The sequence below is a fragment of the Oceanobacillus sp. J11TS1 genome (genome assembly GCF_018333215.1).
Classification (GTDB): Bacteria; Bacillota; Bacilli; order Bacillales; family Amphibacillaceae; genus Oceanobacillus.
The window spans coordinates 1-21347 of the sequence record NZ_BORO01000018.1 but is presented as its reverse complement, the minus strand read 5'-3'; the positions used below and the strand labels follow the sequence as shown (position 1 = coordinate 21347).

The window sequence follows — 21347 nt, the reverse complement described above, 5'->3', positions numbered from 1 at the left end:
GTATCTTATTACATGGTAATATGAAGCTATAAAACTTTTTAATAAAAGGAGAATTCTACGTAAATGTTTACACAAGATATGATTGCTTCATTTAATGAGCTAGAAACTTCTTTATACAACTATATTAGTCAAAACGCTGATAAAGTCGCTTACATGCGAATCCGCGAACTGGCAGATGAAACCCATGTGTCGACAGCTACAATTTTACGTTTTTGCAGAAAGATAAATTGTGAGGGTTTCTCCGAATTTAAAGTAAAACTTAAAATGCATTTAGAAGGAAATAAAAAGACAGTCTTAAAAGGCTCCCAGCATTCCATTATAGAATTTTTTGAGCGCACGTTAAAAGGGGATATAGAAGAAAATATAAGGAAAGCTGCAAGTCTCGTTACCAAGGCAGATAGTGTCATTTTTATTGGAATAGGAAGCTCCGGGGTGCTTGCTGAATATGGCGCAAGATATTTTTCAAGCTTAGGTAAATTTTCAATGTATATAAAAGATCCGCTCTTCCCCATTCACTCCAAATTACGTTATAACAGCGCAACAATTGCTTTATCCGTTTCAGGAGAAAATAACTTTTCAGTCACGCATCTGAACCAGTTAAAACAAGAAGGAAGCAAGATTATTAGTATCACAAACAATAAACACTCTACCATAGCAAAAATCTCAGATATAAATATTCCCTATTATGTGACGGAGGAATGGTATGAGGGAGCTAACATTACAACACAAGTGCCTGTTCTTTATATTTTAGAGTCGATGGCGCATGAGATGTATAAACTAAATAAATAAGGATTGTTTCTATTAGAAAATGAACAAGGGACAGGTTTCCCCGTCCCTTGTCTTAATTATTACAATTCTTCCCCATTTGATGCAATCACATTTTTATACCAGTCGAAGCTTTTCTTTTTTATACGCTTTAATGTTCCATTTCCTTCATTATCTCGATCAACATAAATAAATCCGTAACGCTTTTTCATTTCACCAGTAGATGCGCTAACGATATCAATTGGTCCCCAGCTTGTATAACCAAGGATGTCGACTCCATCCTCAATAGATTCACTCATTTCGGCAATATGCTGTCTCAGGTAATCAATGCGGTAGTCATCGTTAATTGTTCCATCAGCACTGATTTCATCCTTCGCACCAAGACCATTTTCGACAACAAATAGCGGTTTTTGGTAGCGATCATATAATTGATTTGCTGTAATACGGAAACCTTTGGGGTCAATGGGCCAGCCCCATTCAGATGTTTTCAAATAAGGATTCGTAACTGAACCAAATACATTTCCACTTGTTATATCTTTTAAAACTTCAGGGTCTGTACTTGTTGTTCTACTAGAATAATAGCTGAATCCAATATAATCGACAGTATGGTCTTTTAGTATTTTTTCATCTTCCGGTTCCATCTCTATTGTTAGGTTGTTGTCCTTAAAGAAGCGTTTCGCATAGCCCGGATATTCTCCTCGTGATTGTACATCAATAAAGAAGAACGATTCACGGTCTTTTTCCATTGCGCGATAGATATCATCTGGATTACACGTGTACGGATACGTTTGGCCTGCAGCAAGCATACAGCCGATTTTTGCATCTGGAATAATTTCATGGCATGCTTTAACAGCACGTGCACTTGCTACAAGCTGATGATGCGCAGCTTGATATTTAATCTGTGTTTCATTCTCCCCTTCTGTAAATGCTAATCCAGCTCCAACAAATGGCATATGTAATAACATATTAATTTCATTGAATGTCATCCAGTATTTCACTTTGTTCTTATATCTTGTGAAAATTGTTTTAGCATAGTTTTCGAAAAAGCCAATAAGCTCTCTGTTTCTCCAGCTTCCATACGCTTCAACTAAGTGAACTGGCACATCAAAGTGAGCCATGGTAACGACTGGTTCAATTTGATGTTTTAATAACTCATCAAATAAATCATCGTAAAATTGTAATCCAGCCTCGTTTGGCGTTTCATCATTGCCATTTGGAAAAATACGCGCCCAAGAAATAGAGACACGTAATGCTTTAAAGCCCATTTCCGCAAACAAGGCAATATCCTCTTTATATTGATGGTAAAAGTCAATAGCCTTATGAGACGGATAAAATTCGCCTTCATCCGGTGTAAACGAATCAACTTTGCCAAGTGCAACCTGCCACCGTTTTTCTCCAGTTGGCATTAAATCTACCGTCGTTAAACCTTTCCCATCTTCTAAATATGCACCTTCTACTTGATTGGCAGCTAAAGCGCCACCCCATAAAAATCCTTTTGGAAATCTAGTAACCATCATTTATTCCTCCTAGCTTAATTTGGACATAAGGGCCAATTCCACTTTTTAAGAAAAGCAGAATCGATCCCCATATACCATTACTTTACTTTTAATTCGAATAATAGATCTTGCGCCTTAACTTCTTGTTCGCTAAGTGTTATTAGCTCATAGTTATCCTGATTTGTAACAACAACCGGCGTCGTCAATAAGTATCCTGCTTCCTTAATTGCCTGGGCATCAAATTCAATTAATAATTGCCCTCTTTCGACCCGGCTTCCTTGCTCTGTATGATTCGTAAAATATTTCCCATCTAGTTGTACTGTATCCATACCGATATGAATTAAAATTTCTGCACCCTCTTCTGAGGTAATGCCAATGGCATGATTCGTTGGAAATAGCGCCGAAATCGTGCCAGATACAGGTGAAAATAGTTTGCCTTCAGCAGGTTCCATTGCTACGCCCTGCCCTAATGCTCCTGATGAAAAAGCTGAATCTGCAATATCTGTTAACTTCTTTACAGTTCCATTGAAAGGGCTGCAAATCACTTCATTTTTTACGATTGGAGCAGTAGTGGCTGCTACTGACTGGGTAGCTTCCTCATTTGTTCTGCTTTCGTTTTTGTTTATACCACCGAAGAAGTAAGTTAATACAAAAGCTAAAACAGTACCAACTAAAGCTGCTAAAATTGCGCCGATAACTGACATATCGATGCCCTCTGGTGGAATAAAACTTGGAGTTTGGAATATTCCCAGTCCACCCATTACATGTGCAACACTACCAAAGTACCCTAGCATCGCACCACCGATTGCTGATGAAATAATTGTATAAATAAACGGTGTTTTAAGCGGTAAAGCAATCCCGTACATACCAGGCTCAGTAACACCAAATAATGCCGATATTAAAGCAGGTGCGCTAAGACCCTTGGTTTTTTTATTTCTTGTTTTAATCCATACTGCTGCGATAGCTCCGACCAGTGCAAAGGAATGAACGAAAATTAATGCTAATATCGGATCCCAGCCTTGGGTTACTACGTTGTTAATACCAATCGGCACAATTCCCCAATGGAGGCCAAACATAACAAATACTAACCAAAAACCTCCAACAAACGCGCCAGCAATAATAGGACTTAATTCATAAACCCATAACGTAGTTGTTCCGATTAGCTGACTAGCCCATGTTGCAATCGGTCCAATTACAATAAACGTTAACGGAACAATAATAAGCAACGTAAACATCGGAACAAAAAATGTTTTTATTACAGAAGGAATTACTTTTGCTAAAAAGTTTTCCAATTTTGCTGCAACAAATGTCGATAAAATAATCGGAATAACTGACATCGAGTAAGTCATTAAAATAACTGGGATACCAAAGAATTCGATATATACAGGTGATTCAAACAGCGTCCCTGTAAACAGTGTGTATAAAGGTTCTGCTGAAGCTGGTATTCCTTCTAGTGCCGGATAAACCAAAGCCATCGCAATAACCATACCTAAGAACGGTGTTCCACCAAACTTCTTCATTGCTGTATATCCTAAAAGAATAGGCAGGAAATAGAAAAGTCCATCACCAATGGCATTTAAAATTTGATAGGTTCCACCTTCCGTATCAAGCCATCCGATTGCAACAAATAGTGCGTTAAAACCTTTAATCATACCTGATGCTGCTAATACTCCCAGAATTGGGGTAAAGATGCCGGCAATCATATCAATAAAACGATTTAATAGATTTTCTTTTTCTCCGCCATCTTCTACTGAACCGTTTCCTTCAAAACTACCTTCTGCTACTACTGCTTTATATACATCTGGTACATGGTTGCCAATAACGACTTGATATTGGCCGCCACTTTGTCTAACCGTCACAACACCATCCATATTTTTTAATACCTCTGTATTCGCTTTACTTTCATCTTTCAACTTAAAGCGAAGACGAGTAATACAATGGACAACACTGTGAACGTTTTCTTTTCCGCCGACGTTTTCTATTATGTCTTTAGCTAGTTGTTCATATTTCATTTTTTTCCCTCCAATTTTAATTTATTTTGAACTAGTGCTATTCTTTTCCTTTTTCCACGTAGCTCATATCATCAATGGACTCTAATGTAAATTCTCCATTTTGATACTTCACAATAGAAACACTTGCATTTTGTAGCCCGCCTGTCGGAATTTCAAAATCATCGAAATACGTATCGAGTAAGGCCGATATACTTAATCCATGAGAAACTAGTAAAATATTCCCTGATCCTGTTTGTCCTTTTTCGTTTTCTATCAACTCATCAAAACCAGCTTTTAATCGATCTGTGATTTCCTGATAATCCTCTGCTGGCCAATTAAGTCCTTCTTCATCTCTTCCTTCATCAAGTGCCGCTACACTATTCGCAAATAATTCTGGAGTAAGCGTCTCCATAAATTCCTCTAAGGTAATCCCTTGAGAATCTGCGATATCCTCCCACATTGTATGATTGAGGTCTCCTTCATACGTACCGAAATTAAATTCACGGAACCGTTCATCCGTTTTTAAAGTGAGATCAGAAGATGTTTCATTCTCTTCAATAATAATTTCAGCCGTTTGAATAGCTCGTCCGCTATCACTGCTATAAGCATTTTGGAATTCAATATCCTTTAAGCCGATAGCTGCTTGCGTTACTATTTCTTCGCCAGCCGGTGTTAATACAGCATCTGACCAGCCCTGCACACGATCTGTTGTATTTAACATCGTTTTCCCGTGGCGAACAATATAAATCGTAAGTTCTTCATTTGCGTCATCTTCTGCAGCCTCTGCCCCATTGGCTTTTGTATCTTTATCTGCATCCATGCTTCCTTCTGCTTCTGTACTGCTATTACAAGCAGAAGCGATTATTAATATGAATAATACGGTTAAAATACCCCAAAGCTTTTTCATATCATTTCCCCCTTCAATCTATTTAACAACGCTTTCTATTATTACCGAAGTTTTCATTTATTTTTCTTTCAACACCGTTTCACACAAGCAGTCAAATTTCCTCCTATATCATTATTTTCAAATAAAAAACCTGAACCAATTTGCAGCACATAAAATTATATGTCCTTCAAATCAGTTCAGGTTATGCCCAAAATAGGTAACATTCCTAAGTTTGAATATAAAATTTTTGTTGTTCATTCATTTACAACTATAATCTACCATGCCTTTTATACTAAGTCAATCTTTTTTCTTATTTTTGTTAATTATTAATAAACTATACTTTTACAATTTAATCCTTCTCTACAAAGTGCGCTGTTCTTTCATCGTCAATAACGCCGTCATAATCTAAACCGTAACCATAATCATAACGATTCTCTTCACTGTCCACATATGGCTCCATATCTCGGGAAACGTCTTCAAACTGCGCTTCAACCGTGTCCATATTTTTAGGGAATTGCATTGGCAACAAACCTTTTGGTTCTTGTTTCCCTAAGATAATATCGAATAAGGCATTATCGGATACTTGAAATCCTACAACTATTGCATCCACTTTATCTTCAAATTCAGACATGACGACTGGATTTTTAGCCTTCATAGCAACCACTATCGGAATATCTTTATCTGATTTCTCTACCAATTCTACCGTATTTAATAAGGCATCTAAATCGTACGCATTAGATATTTTTGAAGTATTTCCATAGTAACTTCTATTTTGTTTCGTATCATCATCTAATTGATCCCCGGCAATAGATTCTTGACGAACATTCTCACCGTCTGCTGTATAAGGTCTGTATTGTAGAGACAACGGATAGTAAGTTTCACTATCTTGTTCTATACCTGCAAAAGTAAAGTTACCGCCGTTATCTGGACTCGTCATCCCAACGATTACGAGGTCAACATTATCTAAATTTTCGGGTTGCTCAAAGCCAATAACATTACCTTCTTCATCTAGTACTTCTTCATCCGTGATTACTTCTTTAAAATATTCTTCAGCTGCTTCAACACTCATCGTTGGACCATTAAAGGGTTCACCTGGCCCAAACACACTATCAAAAGGTGTTCTCTTTGTTGAAGGGATATACACCACTTTATCTTTATATTCGCTTAAGTCAGCAGAAGGTTTAATCGTATTTGCTTTATTCTTCAGCATAACAACAGAATCAAGCTGAGCTTGGTAACCTGCTTCGACTTTATCTTCACTTGCTACCTGTTCTTTTGATTGCTCCAGATTTAAGTACGGATCTTCAAATATACCTACTTGAAAGAAGTTACGTACAATTCGTTTTGCACTTGTACGGAATCTTTCATCAGCTGAAATTTCTAGCTCCCCATTTTTATATGCAGCATCCCACATCTCGTACGCAGCTAATACAGGTGCTTTGTCATTATTACCGCCAAACATATCAATACCTGATTTAATCGCTTGAAAATGACGTTCTTCTACCGTTTTATCTTCCATTCCATAAGAAGGTCCCATATAAGAAGTGTCATACCCCACTTCATCAGGATTGTCACTGGTAACACCCCAGTCAGTTACTAGGACGCCATCGTAACCATTATCTTGACGTAAAATATCAACTACTTCAGAGTTGTAAGCTGACGCTAAATATTCATCTCCGTGTAAAGGATTGCCTTCACCGTCTACTTGAATCGAATAGGAGGTCATCATGGATGCTACTTCGCTAGTTTCTCCTGTTAGGTTTAAACCGCCGTCAGTGAAAACATGGACATGTTCTTCATAATTATCACCTGGGAATACAGCATATTTACCTTGGAACAAATGTGATTCACGGCCACCTTCTCCTGCACCATCTCCTGGAAAGTGTTTCAACATAATAGATATAGAATCCTCACCCCAGCCTAAATCATTTCCATCTTCGTCAAAAGTAGATTGGGAATAATTTGTATATGCTTCAGCAAATTCAGTTGCTAACTTACTTCCTTCACCAAACGTCCCATCTACTCGTAACCAGCGGGGTTCAGTTGCTAAATCAATTTGTGACCCTAATGCCATCGTAATCCCTAAACCGCGATATTCTTCCGATGACATCGATGCGAATTGACGCATCACATCAGGATTAAAAGTTGCTGCTAATCCTAAATTTGACGGCCAGCGGGAAATATCATTACCTTCCGCATTGTAAGCTGCATCACTGCCTGCAGTACTTCGTGGGTCAGAACTAAAGTTTACCGGTACGATTGGTTCATCCTCCGAACCCAGATCTTCTACAAAAGCCTGCATTTGGTTAGCCCATTTCACACTCGCCTCAACGTCATTAGGTCCAGCATGCAATATATTACGAAGATCATCATTTTCTAAATATGCTCTTTGGTCGTCCGTTAAACCAGGGGATTGATCAAATTCATGGCTACTAAATAGCATGAGTCCAGCAATTTGATCAATCGATAATGCTTCAGATAATTCTTTTGCACGTGTGTCAGCATCTTCACGCCAGTCTTCAAAGATATCTAAATCACCATTGTTGTTTAAGTCTTTGAAGTACAATGTCTCTCCATCAACTTCTTTCGTTAAAATAGGAATATCACTAGATAATGAAAAACTAATTTTCGGACCATCCTTAGGATTTTCTACTACACCAAACGTCGTTACACCATCTGAAAACTCCTGATAGTCAATTTCGGAAATCTCATGGTGCTCCGAATCCTGATTCGTTTGACTTGGTTCAGCCGACGAATCACTTTTTGTAGTGCTTACACATGCACTTAACAGTAATGGAATGGATAATAACGATAGCGTCTTTTTTAACATCTTCTATTCCCCCTTTTTATTTTTTAGCTCTTCTTCTACAATTCCTTATACGTATTGTTTTTCATTCATCGCTTTCCCACCTTCCTATTCGTTTATTAGAAATAAAAAACCTGAATTAATTTGAAATGCACTTCATATGCATTTCAAATTAATTCAGGTTATGCCCAAAATAGGTAACATTCCTTTTTAGCATTATTAATCTATCTGGTATTAATTCTCTAATTAGATGACAGCGTTTTCTAATAAGTCCAATCAATCCATAGCTTGACCACCAAGAAACCCCAGTCACATCATGATAATTGATTATTCAATTCAAGTCGGTTGGTAATCCTGTGTATATGCAATGTTAAATAGACCTTCTCATCATTAGAAATTTCCCAATTATAATCTGTAGTAATAAAGGTTGCTATTCTTTCTGTACATTCGAATGCCTTCGTGTATTTCTTTTTCACTTGTTCATATAGAAAATCATCATACGTATCATCTGACGCTTCTCTTCGAATAAAACGTATCGCAAAGAAACGAAGATGTGTCAAAAAACGTTCATAGCTAATCGAATTTTCATCTATTTCTATTTTGAAATGGTATTTTATTATATTCAGGATCGCATTAACCATTCTTGTCACTTGTACGGCCGACGCCATATTTTCACCAGAAAGCTGACTATTAACTAAATGCAATGCAATAGATGCCGCTTCATCCTCCGCCAATCTGGCACCTGTTTCTTTTTCAATAATGTCCAGTGCTTTTAAGGCAATTTGAAATTCTTGTTTATAGTACCTGCGAATCTCCCAAAGCAAAGGGTTTTTTAGATCAATTCCATTTTCATGCCTGGAAATGGCAAAGCTCAAATGATCGGTTAATGCGACATATAAATAATCATCCAATTTATACGTTAAATGCGATTTAGCTAATTCAAGAATTTTATAGGATAAATCTAAATAAACTCCAGAAACATCTTTCATTAATTCAGCTAGTTTATTAGCAATTCCTGTATCTTCAAGTATAAACGTTTTTTCTATTTTAGTAGAATCGACAGTATCTCCAGGCTTTTTCTTAAAAGCAAGCCCCTTACCCATAACGACTACTTCCTGATTTTTTTTATTCGTAGTTAATAGAACATTATTATTTAAAACCTGTTTAATTACCATTTAGCTTCCCACCTAAATATAATACTTACGGAGAGTATCGGAAATTAAAAACCTGAATTAGTTAAAATTGCAGAGTAATCCCCTCTACAAGTTTAATTAATTCAGGTTTTGCCTGCCGAACAGTAACAATCCTTAATTCAATTTTATTATATATGATTGCGGTTTCAATTGCAATCTTTCTTTGAATAAATTTTTTGACAAATCAATCAACTAAATGGTACGTCTACTATTCTCTTGATATGTAAAAACAAACCAATAAGGCAGCCCTTTTAAACAGACTGCCTTATTCTTTATAATTTCTTATAGGTATTAACTATATTTTCTATGGTGTAACCATATCTTTCAATCACTTCATCACCAGGAGCAGATGTACCGAATGTATCAATGCTCATTACAATGCCGCTGTCTCCAACATATTCTCTCCACCCAACCTTAGAACCCATTTCCACAGAAACACGTTTTTTAATATTCTTCGGCAGCACACTTTCTTTATAAGCTTCTGATTGTTTTTCAAAACGGTCCCAGGATGGCATACTGATAACATTCACAAAGATACCTTGTTTTTCTAGTTCTTTTTGAGCTTCTACTGCTAAATTGACTTCCGATCCAGCAGCAATTAAAATACCTTCTGCTTCTTGAGCTGCTTTAGAAATAATGTACGCTCCTTTTCTTACCCCTTCCTTAGCAAGCACCGCTGAATTTGGAAGCGTAGGCAAGCCTTGTCTACCAAGCACGAGCATGGTCGGTTGAGATGCGCTTTCTATAGCAAGTTTCCATGCTTCTTTCGTTTCATTTGCATCTGCAGGTCGAATGACAGATAATCTCGGCATTGCTCGGAAAGATGCTAACTGCTCAATTGGCTGATGCGTAGGACCATCTTGGCCAACTGCCACAGAATCATGAGTAAACACATATGTTACCGGAAGCCCCATTAAAGATGCTAAACGAATTGCTGGACGCAGATAATCGGAAAAAACAAAAAATGTACTTACAAACGGACGCAAATGATGAAGCGCTAACCCATTAGCAATTGCACCCATTGCAAATTCACGAACTCCAAAACGTACGTTTCTTCCTTGGTACTGCCTAGCTTTGAAATCTATTTCGTCTTTCAAGCGTGTCTTGGTAGAGGAATCTAAGTCAGCAGACCCGCCAATGAGTTCGGGAAGCCTTTGCGCTAATTTATTCAACGTTTCACCTGAAGCTACACGAGTTGCAAGAGTGTCTCCTGCAGAATATGTTGGAAGGTCTGTATCCCAGCCTTCAGCTAATTCTCCTTCTTTAATACGCTTTAGTTGTTCTGCAAGTTCTGGGTAGTCTGCTTGATAACTTTTAAATAGCTTATTCCAGTTCTTTTCAGCAGACTCTCCTTCCACTTGAATAGTTGCAAAGTCCTTATATACTTCGGCCGGTACATAAAAAGGTTCATATTCCCATCCGTACGCTTTTTTTGTACGTTTAATTTCTTCTTCTCCAAGCGGGTCGCTATGGGCATGATGCGTTCCTTGTAAGTTGGGGGACCCATAGCCGATAGTCGTTTTTATTTCAATGATAGTTGGTCTTTGTGTGTCTTGTTTTGCCTCTTCAATCGCTTTTGATATTTCATCCACGTTATTTCCATCCTCAACCCTAAGGTACTGCCAATGCACAGATTCGAATCGTTTTTGGATATCCTCGGAAAAAGAAATATCTAAATCGCCATCTAAGCTAATATCATTGGAATCATAAAGAATAATAAGTTTATCTAATTGTAGATGCCCAGCAAGAGAGATTGCTTCATAGGAAACACCTTCCATTAAATCGCCATCTCCACAAATTGTATACGTATAATGATCCACCATTTGATAGTTAGGTTTGTTATAAACTTCAGCTAAATGTTTTTCGGCCATGGCCATCCCAACGCTAACTGGAATTCCTTGACCTAAAGGACCTGTAGTTGCTTCCACTCCAGGCGTAATTCCGTATTCTGGATGTCCAGGTGTTTTACTTCCCCACTGCCTAGTCTTCTTCAAATCATCTAGCGTAATAGGAAACCCAGATAAATGTAATAAATTATAGAGGAGGTTAGAACCATGACCTGCTGAGAGCACGAATCTATCCCGGTTAAACCAATTTGGATTTTTCGGATTAATGCTTAGGTGTTTCTTCCACAGTGTATAAGCCATTGTTGCTGCTCCCATTGGCATTCCCGCATGTCCGTGCTTAGCTGCCTCAACACTATCAATTGTTAATGTTCTAATCGTATTAATGGATAATTCAGAAATAGTGAATTCTTTTGCTTTTGTCGTCATAAACATCTGCCTCCAATATGATATTGACTACGGAATAAAACAAATACTCTATCGGCTATATCCATTTGAATCTAGCCTTTTCTTCAACCTGCTTTTTGATTTTCTGTTTGGCTTTTATTTTTCTTTTTCCATGGAATCATCATAAGAAGCAGGATGACTGCCAAGCTAACCGAAATCGCAATTGGACCTGCATAATTTGCTAGACTTCCAAAGAAGATACCAGATACACCGAAGTCCGCATCAGAAAATGTTGTATTCGTAAATCCAAGGTCTCCAAGTACCGGCATGAGGAATATTGGCAAGAAGGAAATTATAATCCCGTTTACAAATGCTCCTGCAACGGAACCTTTAAACCCTCCAGTAGCATTTCCGAATACACCAGCTGCAGCTCCTGTAAAGAAGTGAGGGACAACACCAGGAAGAATAATCACACCTCCTAGGAAAATCATCACAACCATACTTGCAATCCCGCCTAGAAAACTAGCAAAGAATCCAATTAATACTGCATTGGGTGCATATGTGAAAATAATCGGCACATCCAACGCTGGTTTTGCGTTTGGAACAAGTTTTGTAGAGATACCTTTAAATGCTGGCACAATTTCAGCTAAAACAAGTCGTACACCTGAAAGAATTACGAATACCCCAGCAGCAAACGTACCTGCCTGAATTAAGGAGAATACGAAGAAGTTTGTACCGTCGCTTAACTCCGCTTCAATAAATGTCGGTCCAGCAAAGAAAGCTACAATTAAATACATCACTATCATGGTTAAAGCGATACTTACTGTACTATCACGTAAGAAACCTAAACCATTCGGAAACTTGATATTCTCCGTAGAAGTTTCTTTGCTTCCTTTGAATAACTTTCCAACTAAACCACTCGCAGCATAACCAACCGCACTAAAGTGACCTAATGCAACATTATCATTCCCTGTTAATTGACGCATAAAAGGCTGCAGAATTGCTGGGGACAATGTCATCACAATCCCTAATGCAACTGATCCAGTTGCAATTAATCCAACTGTATTGAAACCAGCAACTGCCATAATTACAGCCAGCATACACGCTAAGTAAAGTGTATGGTGTCCTGTTAGGAAAATATATTTAAATCTAGTAAAACGTGCAATTAAGATATTGACAATCATCCCAAAGAACATGATAAGTGCTGTTGTCGTTCCGTATTCTGTTAATGCCAAAGCAACAATCGCTTCGTTATTTGGTACAACCCCGGACACATTAAATGCTTCTTCAAACATTGCTCCAAATGGGGCTAGGGAGCCAGACAGAATCCCCGCACCCGCTGCAATAACTAGGAAACCGACAAAAGTTTTCGTGGTTCCCTTTACCGTATCCGCAATCTTTTTCTTCTGTGCAATCAAACCAATTAAAGCAATAAATGCTACAAGAATTGCCGGTTCACTTAAAATATCGATTAACGCAGTCATCGTAAAACCTCCCTTTTAATTGAGTTGTGTTTTGTTTTACAGATAGCCTTTTTCTCGTACAACCTGCTCAACTTTTTCACGAAGTTCATCCATGTCAATGATGCTTTCTAATACAACAACTTCTCCTAAATGACTGCCTCCATCGGCAATATCCTTTGCTAGGAAAAATACATCAGCATCCCCCGGTGTTGCAGAACTTAAATCAGAATGAGCAACCTCTACTCCGCTTACACCTAGCTCTTGAAGAATCTGATTAATGTTCATCTCTACCATAAAACTTGTACCTAACCCTGAACCGCAAACTGTTAAAATTTTCATAATACCTTCTCCCCTTCATTAATAATGGATACAATTTCGTCTACTGAATCTGTTTCTTTCAAACGTTTGATGAATGAAGCATTGCCTAATATTTTGGTTAATTGAGCTAGAGCCTTTAGGTGTGCTTCATTATCAACCGCGGCCAAACAGATAAATAAATCAATTTGATGATCTTTTTTTCCTAATAAAGCAGTTGGTTTTTTTAGCTTAAGCAGGGACATTCCCAACTTGTTCACACCGTTTTCTGGCCTGGCATGCGGGATACCTACGCCTTTTCCAACGTGAATATAAGTTCCTAATTCTTTTACGTTATTAATCATGGCGTCTACATAAGATTCTTGAATAACGTTTTGTTCCAGCAACGGAATAGATGCTTTACGAATCGCTTCATCCCACTCATATTCTTTGTCTGTCAATTGAATCATGTCCTCAGTTAATAACTCGGATAACATAGGTTTATACACCCCTTTCTGATTGCTTGTCGTATAAAATAATTGAACAAGATTACCATATAGCTTTTCTTCGTCATTCACTCTCGCATGTTTTTTGATAACCGTCATAATCTCGTCAATCATCAAATGCCTTGAATGACTCGACAAATTAGGGAACTGCTTATAAACCGATTGGAGTAAATGTTTTTTCTCCACTTGGGTCAACAAAGGCTTCACAACGAATGTCGGTTTAGAAGATTCCACGGCTATCGTTGAAAATACGAGATCATAATTTTCCTCTGATATATCAGCGAACTGATCACCATTAAACACATCTGAAAAATAAATTTCTGGAAATAATTCTTTCAGCTGAGAAGCGAGCATCATGGAAGAACTAATTCCATTTGCACAAACAATCAATCCAGTAACCCGGCCGATTTCCATTGTATTTTGACGGTCTATGATACTTCCAAAATGCATCGTAAAAAATCCGATTTCGTCATCACTAATTTCTTTTTTTGTCCAGCTCGCAAGTGGCGATAAGGAACGTTTCACGAATTGGAATAACTCGGGATACTCTGCTTGGATTGTAGTCGATAATGGATTATGAAAAGGAATTTCAAACAAAATCCGAAAAAATGCAGGCACCAGATGTTTAAATAAGCTTTCTTTCAAGAGCTGCTTATTTTTCACAGGTAGCAGGGTATTCCTTTCAAATTCCTCAATAATCTCTTCTGATAAGGTTAAGAGCTCCGGATTATCTACCCACTGAATTCGTTCGATTGCTGTTAATAGTAAAATCGTGACGAGATAAATTTCTTCAGGTGCTCTCCTCTTTCCATATAGCTGATTTGTTAGAAGTGTCGCCATTTGAAAGAGTGATTGTTTCTCCAATAGTTCCTTCTCTTTATCCGAAAAGAACAGCTCTTCTTTTTCCCCAGCCTGAAAGAATGTAAAATAATAAATCAATTCAATCTTTCTTGTTTTTACTAATTGCACTCCGCAACTTGCCAGCCAACCTTTCAATAAATCATTTGTCTGGTTTAGGAATTCTTCTTGATTCCATGACCTTAAAATATAAATAATAAATTCCTCGCCCATGGATTGACTTAGCAATTGATGAATACATGAAATCACCCTTCTTCGCTTCTCCATCGCATCACCTTCAATACAATAGCCTTCATTTCGACTGTACCTGAAGGTTAATCCCTTCTCCTGACAAAACTTCTTTAACCTGCGTACATCATTTAATGCGGTATTCTTACTTACATGAAACAGAGATTGTAAGTGGAAATTAGATACAGGCTCTTTCCGGATATAGACATAAAGATAAATCATGTAAAGTCGATTGTCCTCCGAAAAATTAAATCTTCTTATACTTCTGCCGGAATGTAATTTTTCCCTTAAAACTTCTTTGGCTTCATCCGAAATCCGAAATCGCTGATGACTGATTTTCAACTTTGGTATGTTAATTTCCTCCAAAATCCCGTTTACCTTCTCAAAATCATACATCAGCTGCCGTTCGGATAATTTTAACTGCTGCATTAATTCTTGCTTTGTGATTTGCTCATGTTTCATGATTTCTTCAATTAATCGAATTGAGCGCTGATCCAACAATTTTCACTCACCTCTTAACTTTATTTTAAAACGCTTACAACACTGATACAACACCATTTAGGCACAACTTATGAAGCGTTGTAATACATAGATTGTGCTTTCCTTTTTTCGCCAATAGGAAAGCACAATCTATACAACAAAAGCCAGGTTCGCATGCCCTAGCTTTTATCACTAAAATTATTAAATTAATCTCACTCGTCACTACGATAAACTACTAGTTAGCTATCATTTCCTCTACGTATGCGATACAATCATTTTTGCATTCCCTTTCAAAGAAAAATTCTTCACGCTATATGGCAGGATAAAATTTGCCCCCTTTTCAATCGAGAAGGCTTTTCCATTTACAATAATCTCCAGTTTCCCTTTTATCACGCTAACCTGTAAGAAATCTTTGTCTTGCTCCAACATTACATGGCCTCTTAAATCCCAATGGTATACAGTAAAATATGTATCCTCAATAAGTTTTCTGGCGGTTAGGTCTTCTGTGGTTTCCTGAAGTGTTCCTATGCTAGCGCCTTCATGCGGGACGGTCGTCACTTCAGCAGCTTGTCTAAGATGTAATTCTCTTGTATTTCCATCCGCATCTGTTCGGTCATAATCATAGACACGATAGGTAATGTCGGAGCTTTGCTGTGTCTCTAAAATAACAACTCCCGCCCCAATCGCATGAATCGTTCCACTTGGCACGTAAACAAAATCACCTGCTGTTACTGGTACACGTTTTAATAATGTATCCCACGCGCCATTTTCCATTGCATGCTTTAATTCTTCACGGCTCTTAGCATGATGACCTAGAACTAATTCAGCATCTTCCTCTGCATCTAGCACATACCAGCATTCTGTTTTCCCATAAGGGACTCCCTCTTTCTCTTTTGCGTAGATATCATCCGGGTGAACTTGCACAGAAAGATTTTCATTTGCATCTAAAATCTTTACAAGAAGCGGATACATTTCCGTTGTCTCTTCTGCTCTATTAAATAATTCTTTATGTTCATTCCATGCGTCTTCAAGCGTGCTGCCTTCCAACGGACCGTTCTTAATTTTACTTGGCCCATTTGGATGAGCAGAAATAACCCATGCTTCCCCCGTGCGTTCATAGGGTGTCGAATAATTAAAATCCGTACGAAGTTTATTTCCTCCCCAAATTCTTTCTTGAAAAACAGGTTCTAAAAAAATAGGTTCGTTATACATGTGAATCCTCCTCGGAAAATTATTTTACGCTATCCTAAAATTAACTTTACTATATTGAAAAGGTCTCTGCATCTTAGGGATAAGAGATTCCTCTCCGGTTTTGAGCAAAACTCTCTCATGTTTCGTAGGAAAACAAATGCTACTGAAACAATACGAATTTGTTATCGCCACTCCATAAGCATCCCCGTCTTATCATCAGCATGCTTCAGCCGCGGATACTTTTGAAAATATTCATCTGTTTCCTCCTGTTCAACCACATGATGAAGTAAACTTTCCACACCATATTGAAAGGCAAAATCTGCAGTTTCCTTCCACACATCTTTATCGACTCTGTGCAGCTGCAATCCATCTGTAAGTAATAATACTTTCTTCACTTGATGCATCGGAATTCGCCCATAGGTTACATATTCGATCGCCTCTTTCGTACCGTCAATAATGCTATAACCATCTATCGTGTTCATTTTCATCCGGTTAGCTACAAGTGTAGGTATAATCTTCTCTTTCTCTTCTTGATAAATCTCTTGAAAAGCCTCCCCGCTGACTTTTTGATTGGTCCGCTCGGCAATCGAACCGTATAAATTAGAAATCGCCTTCTGATCCAGCCGCATAACATGGTCATAGGTGAGCATTTGCGTCTCTCCACTTTGATAAGCTACAAAAATCATACAGTCTCCAGACTGAATATACTCCATATAGGTTTCATGAAGTTGTACAGCTGCAATCCCGCATGTACTGCGTTTTTCTTTGGCAACTGCCCCTATTTCTTTTCCCGTTTCCCGCTTCGTTTTCTCTGCCAAATCTGCGTTTCCTTTACAAAGCGTATCCATTAAGCAGTCATCTGGATTTCCTAAATAAAACCGCTTCCGAATCGTTTCTGCAGCTACTTTCCCTGGCAGACCTCCCAAACCTGTTGCTCCATCAATAACCGCAAACCGTTTTTTATCCGAAATTTCTACATAAGCATCTTCATTTGTCGGATTACTCCCTTGCTTGTACACCTTTGAAACTTGGACCATTAAGGCTTCCCCGCTTTCTATTTTAAATAGCTGCTATCTATTTACTCGTATATTATTAGCATAACATGCGCTGGCGTCTTTCTATCGACTTGATTTATGTATAAAAAAACTACCATCCGATAATGAAATCAGATGATAGTTTTCCACTTACTTATTTTGCTTCTTTCGTTATTATTTTACCGTCTGTTCCTACTCTCTTAATAAACAGTGCTAGAATAAACGCTAAAGCAATAATTAACAAGGAAATAAAGAAAGAGAAATTGATTCCATGAAGCATTGCCTCATTCATTATTTCAGCTTGCATTTGTTCCGCCGCTGCACCTGTTGGCACTTGCGATGGGTCAATATTTTTCATGGCTTCCTCAGCCAGTGCTTCTGCCTTTGCATTTGTCCGGCTATTCATCACGGTAATCAATAATGCCGAACCAATTGCCCCGGATACTTGCTGTAATGTATTGCTCATCGCTGTTCCATGTGGATTTTGATCCATTGGCAATTGATTTAATCCATTCGTCATTACCGGCATCATAACCATCGACATTCCGAATGAGCGGATAGCAAAAATCACCATTAGCGATGTGATTGTAATTTTCATATCTAATTGTGTAAAGAAATAGGTGGTCACACCGGTAATAATAAGCCCGATAACAGTTAGCGTACGAGCTCCAAATTTATCAAATAACCGACCAGTAATTGGCGACATAATCCCCATCACCAGTGCACCAGGAAGCATTAATAATCCCGCTTCAAAAGGCGTAAAGCCTCGGATTGTCTGCACATACAATGGAATTAAAATCATTCCGGAAAAGAGCGCCATTGCTAATACAACGGAAATTGCAGACGATAAAGCAAACATTGGATAACGGAAAATACGGAACTCCAGCATTGGATCTTTCATACGTAATTGGCGAAGGATAAGTGCAACCACACCAATTACCCCGACAATTAAAGTAATATATACGGATGGATGATCCCATCCTTTATCTCCTGCTGAACTAAATCCATATAATAAACCGCCAAAACCAAAGCTGGATAAAATAATGGAAATGACATCGAGTTTAATCGCTCGCTGCGGCGTAACGTTTTTCAACTTGAAGATGCCTATTAATAAAGAAATAATGGAAATCGGGAAAACAATATAAAATAGCGTTCTCCAATCATAATGTTCTACAATCCATCCTGATAATGTCGGACCAATCGCCGGTGCTACAATCATGACCAGACCGAATGTCCCCATTGCCGTACCGCGTTTTTCAATTGGAAAAGCAGTCAGCATCACATTCATTAGGAGCGGCATCATTACCGCAGAACCAGCTGCCTGGATTAACCTTGCAGTTAATAGAATTGAAAAGGTTGGTGAAATAGCAGCTAATAAAGTACCTAATGTAAATAAAGTCATTGCGGTTAAAAATAGTTTTCTATTCGTAAATCGCTGAATTAAAAAAGCACTTGCCGGGATAAGAATCCCATTGACAAGCATATAACCATTTGTTAGCCATTGAACGGATGTCGGTTTGACCTCAAATTCTTCCATAATAGAAGGCAAGGCAACATTTAATAAAGTTTCATTTAAAATCGCTACAAATGCCCCAATAAATAAAATGACAATCATGCCATAAGGCGGTTGTTTATGCATATCTTGAATATCTGTTGTCATCGAGGACCCTCTCTTTCTTTCGTAAAATATATTATCTAAGCAGAGGCTAAAGAAACATTCTTATTTATAAAAACAAACATTCTCTCTTAGGACTTCATTATTTTATACCCCAAGTATAATAATTGCAACAAAAAACTTCTTATTATCTCAAAATGTTGATTTACCGGCAGATATGAACTACTATAAATATTGTACTTACATTCTATTTTCAGAAAATCCATAAAAAGGGACGGTCTTATGAACAAAAAAAAGAAACAAATTGTCGAAGCTGCACAAACACTTTTTATTAAAAAAGGTTTCCCTGCAACATCGATTCAAGATATTTTAGAAGCAGCCAATATATCCAAAGGCACCTTCTATAACTATTTTTCCTCAAAAACGGAATGTTTAATGGCCATTCTGACGTTTATTAAAGAGGAAGTAATCTATAATCGACAACAGTTGTCCCTGGGAAAAACTAGCTCTGACAGACATGTTTTTGTTCAACAGATTGCAGCTCGTTTTCATATTGATAAAAAACATAACTTAATGGCATTATTTGCTTCTCTAGCCAGTTCCGATACAGCACATCAAGAGTTAAAGGATTTTTTAAACCAACAATACTTGGAAGAAATCACTTGGATGGCAGAGCGTATTTGTGAGGTATTTGGAGAAGAAAGACGTCAACACGCCTATGATAATGCAGCAGTCTGCTTCGGCGCGATCCATTTGACCTCAAAAATATTAATGGATATTGGTAAAACGGAAATTCCAATCGAAGATACGATTTATTTTTCCCTCCGCCAAATCGAGCAAATGAATGCACATCCGCCATTTTTAAAAGCAGATTATTTCCTGCCTTATCATCATGAGAAGAATTATAAAGAAAAAGACGTCAAAACGTTATTACACCAAACACTAACAGATATTGACTCCAGTGTAAAAAAGCTTCAAAATGAAAAGCTATCCTATTACCAAGCATTTTTATTGGAGCAGCTGGAATCAAATGAGCCCAATCTATTTTTAATGGAGAGCGTCATTGCTTCCTATCAAAACGCCTTGCATGGCACTAAATTGGAGGATAAAGGAAAATATATTCAAATACTATTTACTCAATTAATAGCAGAAGTGTGAGAACATCTAAATCTCACGCTTCTTTTTTAATACACAAAGCCGAATCCACAGCTATCATCCCCACAAATAGAAATACTATTTCATATATTTCAATGTTGCATCTCATTTACAAAACCTTTACAGATGATATAGACTATTATAAGAGTGCATGATGGTCCTTTAGGGAAGGTGGTGAAAACGTGAAAAAAATATGCGCTTTACTTGCTATTTCTCTGCTTTTCTTCTTAATCGCATGTTCCGGAAAGGCAAGCGAAGAAGAAGTTATTGAAAATGTGTTGCATTCCCCGCGTGAAGTCAATCAGTATTCAGCAACGTTTGAAATTGATACAACCGACCTAGTAAAAACTGTGCGTGAAAATAGAGAAGTAATTTTGACAGAAGATCCTATTGCTAAGCACGAAATTTTAACAATGGAAGCAGATGGGAATAAAACAACGATGAACACCTACCGTGTAGATAATGAAATCTATACACAAGAGGCTGACGACAGCCCTTGGGTAAAAAGAGAAGCAGCAGAAGATGAATCGCTATTTGAACCTTCCTATAAAGACGTTGTTTCTGTTCTAGAAAGTGTAATCGACTATGCTGAATTTAATTCAGAGGGCGGAACTTATACCTTTCGTTTTGACGGCTTTGAACGTGAAATTTATGAAGCTTTTGAAGGTCCATTCAACATCCTGCTAGGCGGTGCAGATATCGCTGATGAGGATATGTCTTTGGACTTTACGTTTGAAGTGGACAAGTCCAATTACTATATTGAGAATTTAGAATACAACCTCTCTGTTGAAAATGAAACAGGCCAGGTAGATATAAATATTCGTGTAGCGTATGACAATATGAATGATATCGATGAAATAGAGGTGCCCGAGGAAGTAATAGAAGAAGCTTCTTAATGGCTGAATTTTATTTACCCGAATCGAATTAGGATTCTAAAGCCACGCCTTTCATAAATAAATAAACATGCAAAGAGGCTGGGACATAACTAGCCAAAAATAAAAAAGATGGATTTCACATTGAGTTCTGATGTGAAATCCATCTTTTTTGAAATCATTTATAAGTAGATACATAAAAAAGCGGCTAGAGGCAGTGTATCTTCTCAGATTCACTGCCATTAAGGCGAATCCCAATTCATTTTTCACTTTGGTTTTTCCT

At 37.7% G+C, this 21347-nt stretch carries 15 protein-coding genes and 1 pseudogene; 3 read left to right on the top strand and 13 right to left on the bottom strand.

What is annotated here, in order from left to right; genetic code table 11:
* Nucleotides 1-63 precede the first annotated feature (63 nt).
* The gene (locus KI343_RS13620; protein ID WP_212926976.1) at nucleotides 64-789 is read left to right on the top strand and encodes a MurR/RpiR family transcriptional regulator; all 726 of its coding nucleotides are present in this window, start codon (nucleotides 64-66) and stop codon (nucleotides 787-789) included.
* Between the two features lie 59 nt (nucleotides 790-848).
* Here KI343_RS13620 and KI343_RS13615 read toward each other — a convergent pair whose 3' ends face one another.
* The 12 genes from KI343_RS13615 to KI343_RS13560 form a co-directional block, all read right to left on the bottom strand.
* Complete coding sequence (locus tag KI343_RS13615) at nucleotides 849-2282, bottom strand: 6-phospho-beta-glucosidase (RefSeq protein ID WP_212926975.1); 1434 nt, start codon at nucleotides 2280-2282, stop codon at nucleotides 849-851.
* Between the two features lie 77 nt (nucleotides 2283-2359).
* On the bottom strand, nucleotides 2360-4273 hold the full coding sequence (locus KI343_RS13610; protein ID WP_212926974.1) for a beta-glucoside-specific PTS transporter subunit IIABC: 1914 nt from the start codon (nucleotides 4271-4273) through the stop codon (nucleotides 2360-2362).
* A 37-nt stretch (nucleotides 4274-4310) separates the two neighbouring features.
* The gene (locus KI343_RS13605) at nucleotides 4311-5159 is read right to left on the bottom strand and encodes a histidine phosphatase family protein (RefSeq protein WP_212926973.1); all 849 of its coding nucleotides are present in this window, start codon (nucleotides 5157-5159) and stop codon (nucleotides 4311-4313) included.
* A 328-nt stretch (nucleotides 5160-5487) separates the two neighbouring features.
* On the bottom strand, nucleotides 5488-7968 hold the full coding sequence (locus KI343_RS13600) for a glycoside hydrolase family 3 N-terminal domain-containing protein (RefSeq protein WP_212926972.1): 2481 nt from the start codon (nucleotides 7966-7968) through the stop codon (nucleotides 5488-5490).
* 290 nt (nucleotides 7969-8258) lie between these two features.
* Nucleotides 8259-9119, bottom strand: a complete 861-nt coding sequence (gene licT, locus KI343_RS13595) for a BglG family transcription antiterminator LicT (protein WP_212926971.1) — start codon at nucleotides 9117-9119, stop codon at nucleotides 8259-8261.
* A gap of 290 nt (nucleotides 9120-9409) precedes the next feature.
* The gene (gene tkt, locus KI343_RS13590; protein ID WP_212926970.1) at nucleotides 9410-11410 is read right to left on the bottom strand and encodes a transketolase; all 2001 of its coding nucleotides are present in this window, start codon (nucleotides 11408-11410) and stop codon (nucleotides 9410-9412) included.
* Between the two features lie 83 nt (nucleotides 11411-11493).
* Nucleotides 11494-12852 carry a PTS ascorbate transporter subunit IIC gene (locus KI343_RS13585; protein WP_212926969.1) on the bottom strand — a complete coding sequence of 453 codons (1359 nt, stop codon included), beginning with the start codon at nucleotides 12850-12852 and terminating at the stop codon, nucleotides 11494-11496.
* Nucleotides 12853-12888: 36 nt separating this feature from the next.
* Nucleotides 12889-13170 carry a PTS sugar transporter subunit IIB gene (locus KI343_RS13580; RefSeq protein ID WP_212926968.1) on the bottom strand — a complete coding sequence of 94 codons (282 nt, stop codon included), beginning with the start codon at nucleotides 13168-13170 and terminating at the stop codon, nucleotides 12889-12891.
* Nucleotides 13167-15218 (bottom strand): BglG family transcription antiterminator, encoded by a 2052-nt coding sequence (locus KI343_RS13575; RefSeq protein ID WP_212926967.1) that lies wholly within the window; start codon nucleotides 15216-15218, stop codon nucleotides 13167-13169. Before KI343_RS13575 ends, KI343_RS13580 begins: the two co-directional genes overlap by 4 nt.
* A 234-nt stretch (nucleotides 15219-15452) precedes the next feature.
* Complete coding sequence (manA, locus tag KI343_RS13570) at nucleotides 15453-16409, bottom strand: mannose-6-phosphate isomerase, class I (protein ID WP_212926966.1); 957 nt, start codon at nucleotides 16407-16409, stop codon at nucleotides 15453-15455.
* 161 nt (nucleotides 16410-16570) lie between these two features.
* The gene (locus tag KI343_RS13565; RefSeq protein ID WP_212926965.1) at nucleotides 16571-17425 is read right to left on the bottom strand and encodes a PP2C family serine/threonine-protein phosphatase; all 855 of its coding nucleotides are present in this window, start codon (nucleotides 17423-17425) and stop codon (nucleotides 16571-16573) included.
* Between the two features lie 151 nt (nucleotides 17426-17576).
* Nucleotides 17577-19082 (bottom strand): DHA2 family efflux MFS transporter permease subunit, encoded by a 1506-nt coding sequence (locus tag KI343_RS13560; protein WP_212926964.1) that lies wholly within the window; start codon nucleotides 19080-19082, stop codon nucleotides 17577-17579.
* A 237-nt stretch (nucleotides 19083-19319) separates the two neighbouring features.
* Between KI343_RS13560 and KI343_RS13555 the strand changes: the two genes are divergently transcribed.
* The gene (locus tag KI343_RS13555) at nucleotides 19320-20195 is read left to right on the top strand and encodes a TetR/AcrR family transcriptional regulator (protein WP_212926963.1); all 876 of its coding nucleotides are present in this window, start codon (nucleotides 19320-19322) and stop codon (nucleotides 20193-20195) included.
* 179 nt (nucleotides 20196-20374) lie between these two features.
* Complete coding sequence (locus tag KI343_RS13550; RefSeq protein WP_212926962.1) at nucleotides 20375-21088, top strand: DUF6612 family protein; 714 nt, start codon at nucleotides 20375-20377, stop codon at nucleotides 21086-21088.
* A gap of 51 nt (nucleotides 21089-21139) precedes the next feature.
* On the opposite strand, the pseudogene KI343_RS20635 reads toward KI343_RS13550, so the two are convergent.
* Nucleotides 21140-21347: pseudogene (locus KI343_RS20635) on the bottom strand (IS5/IS1182 family transposase); the annotation flags it as partial.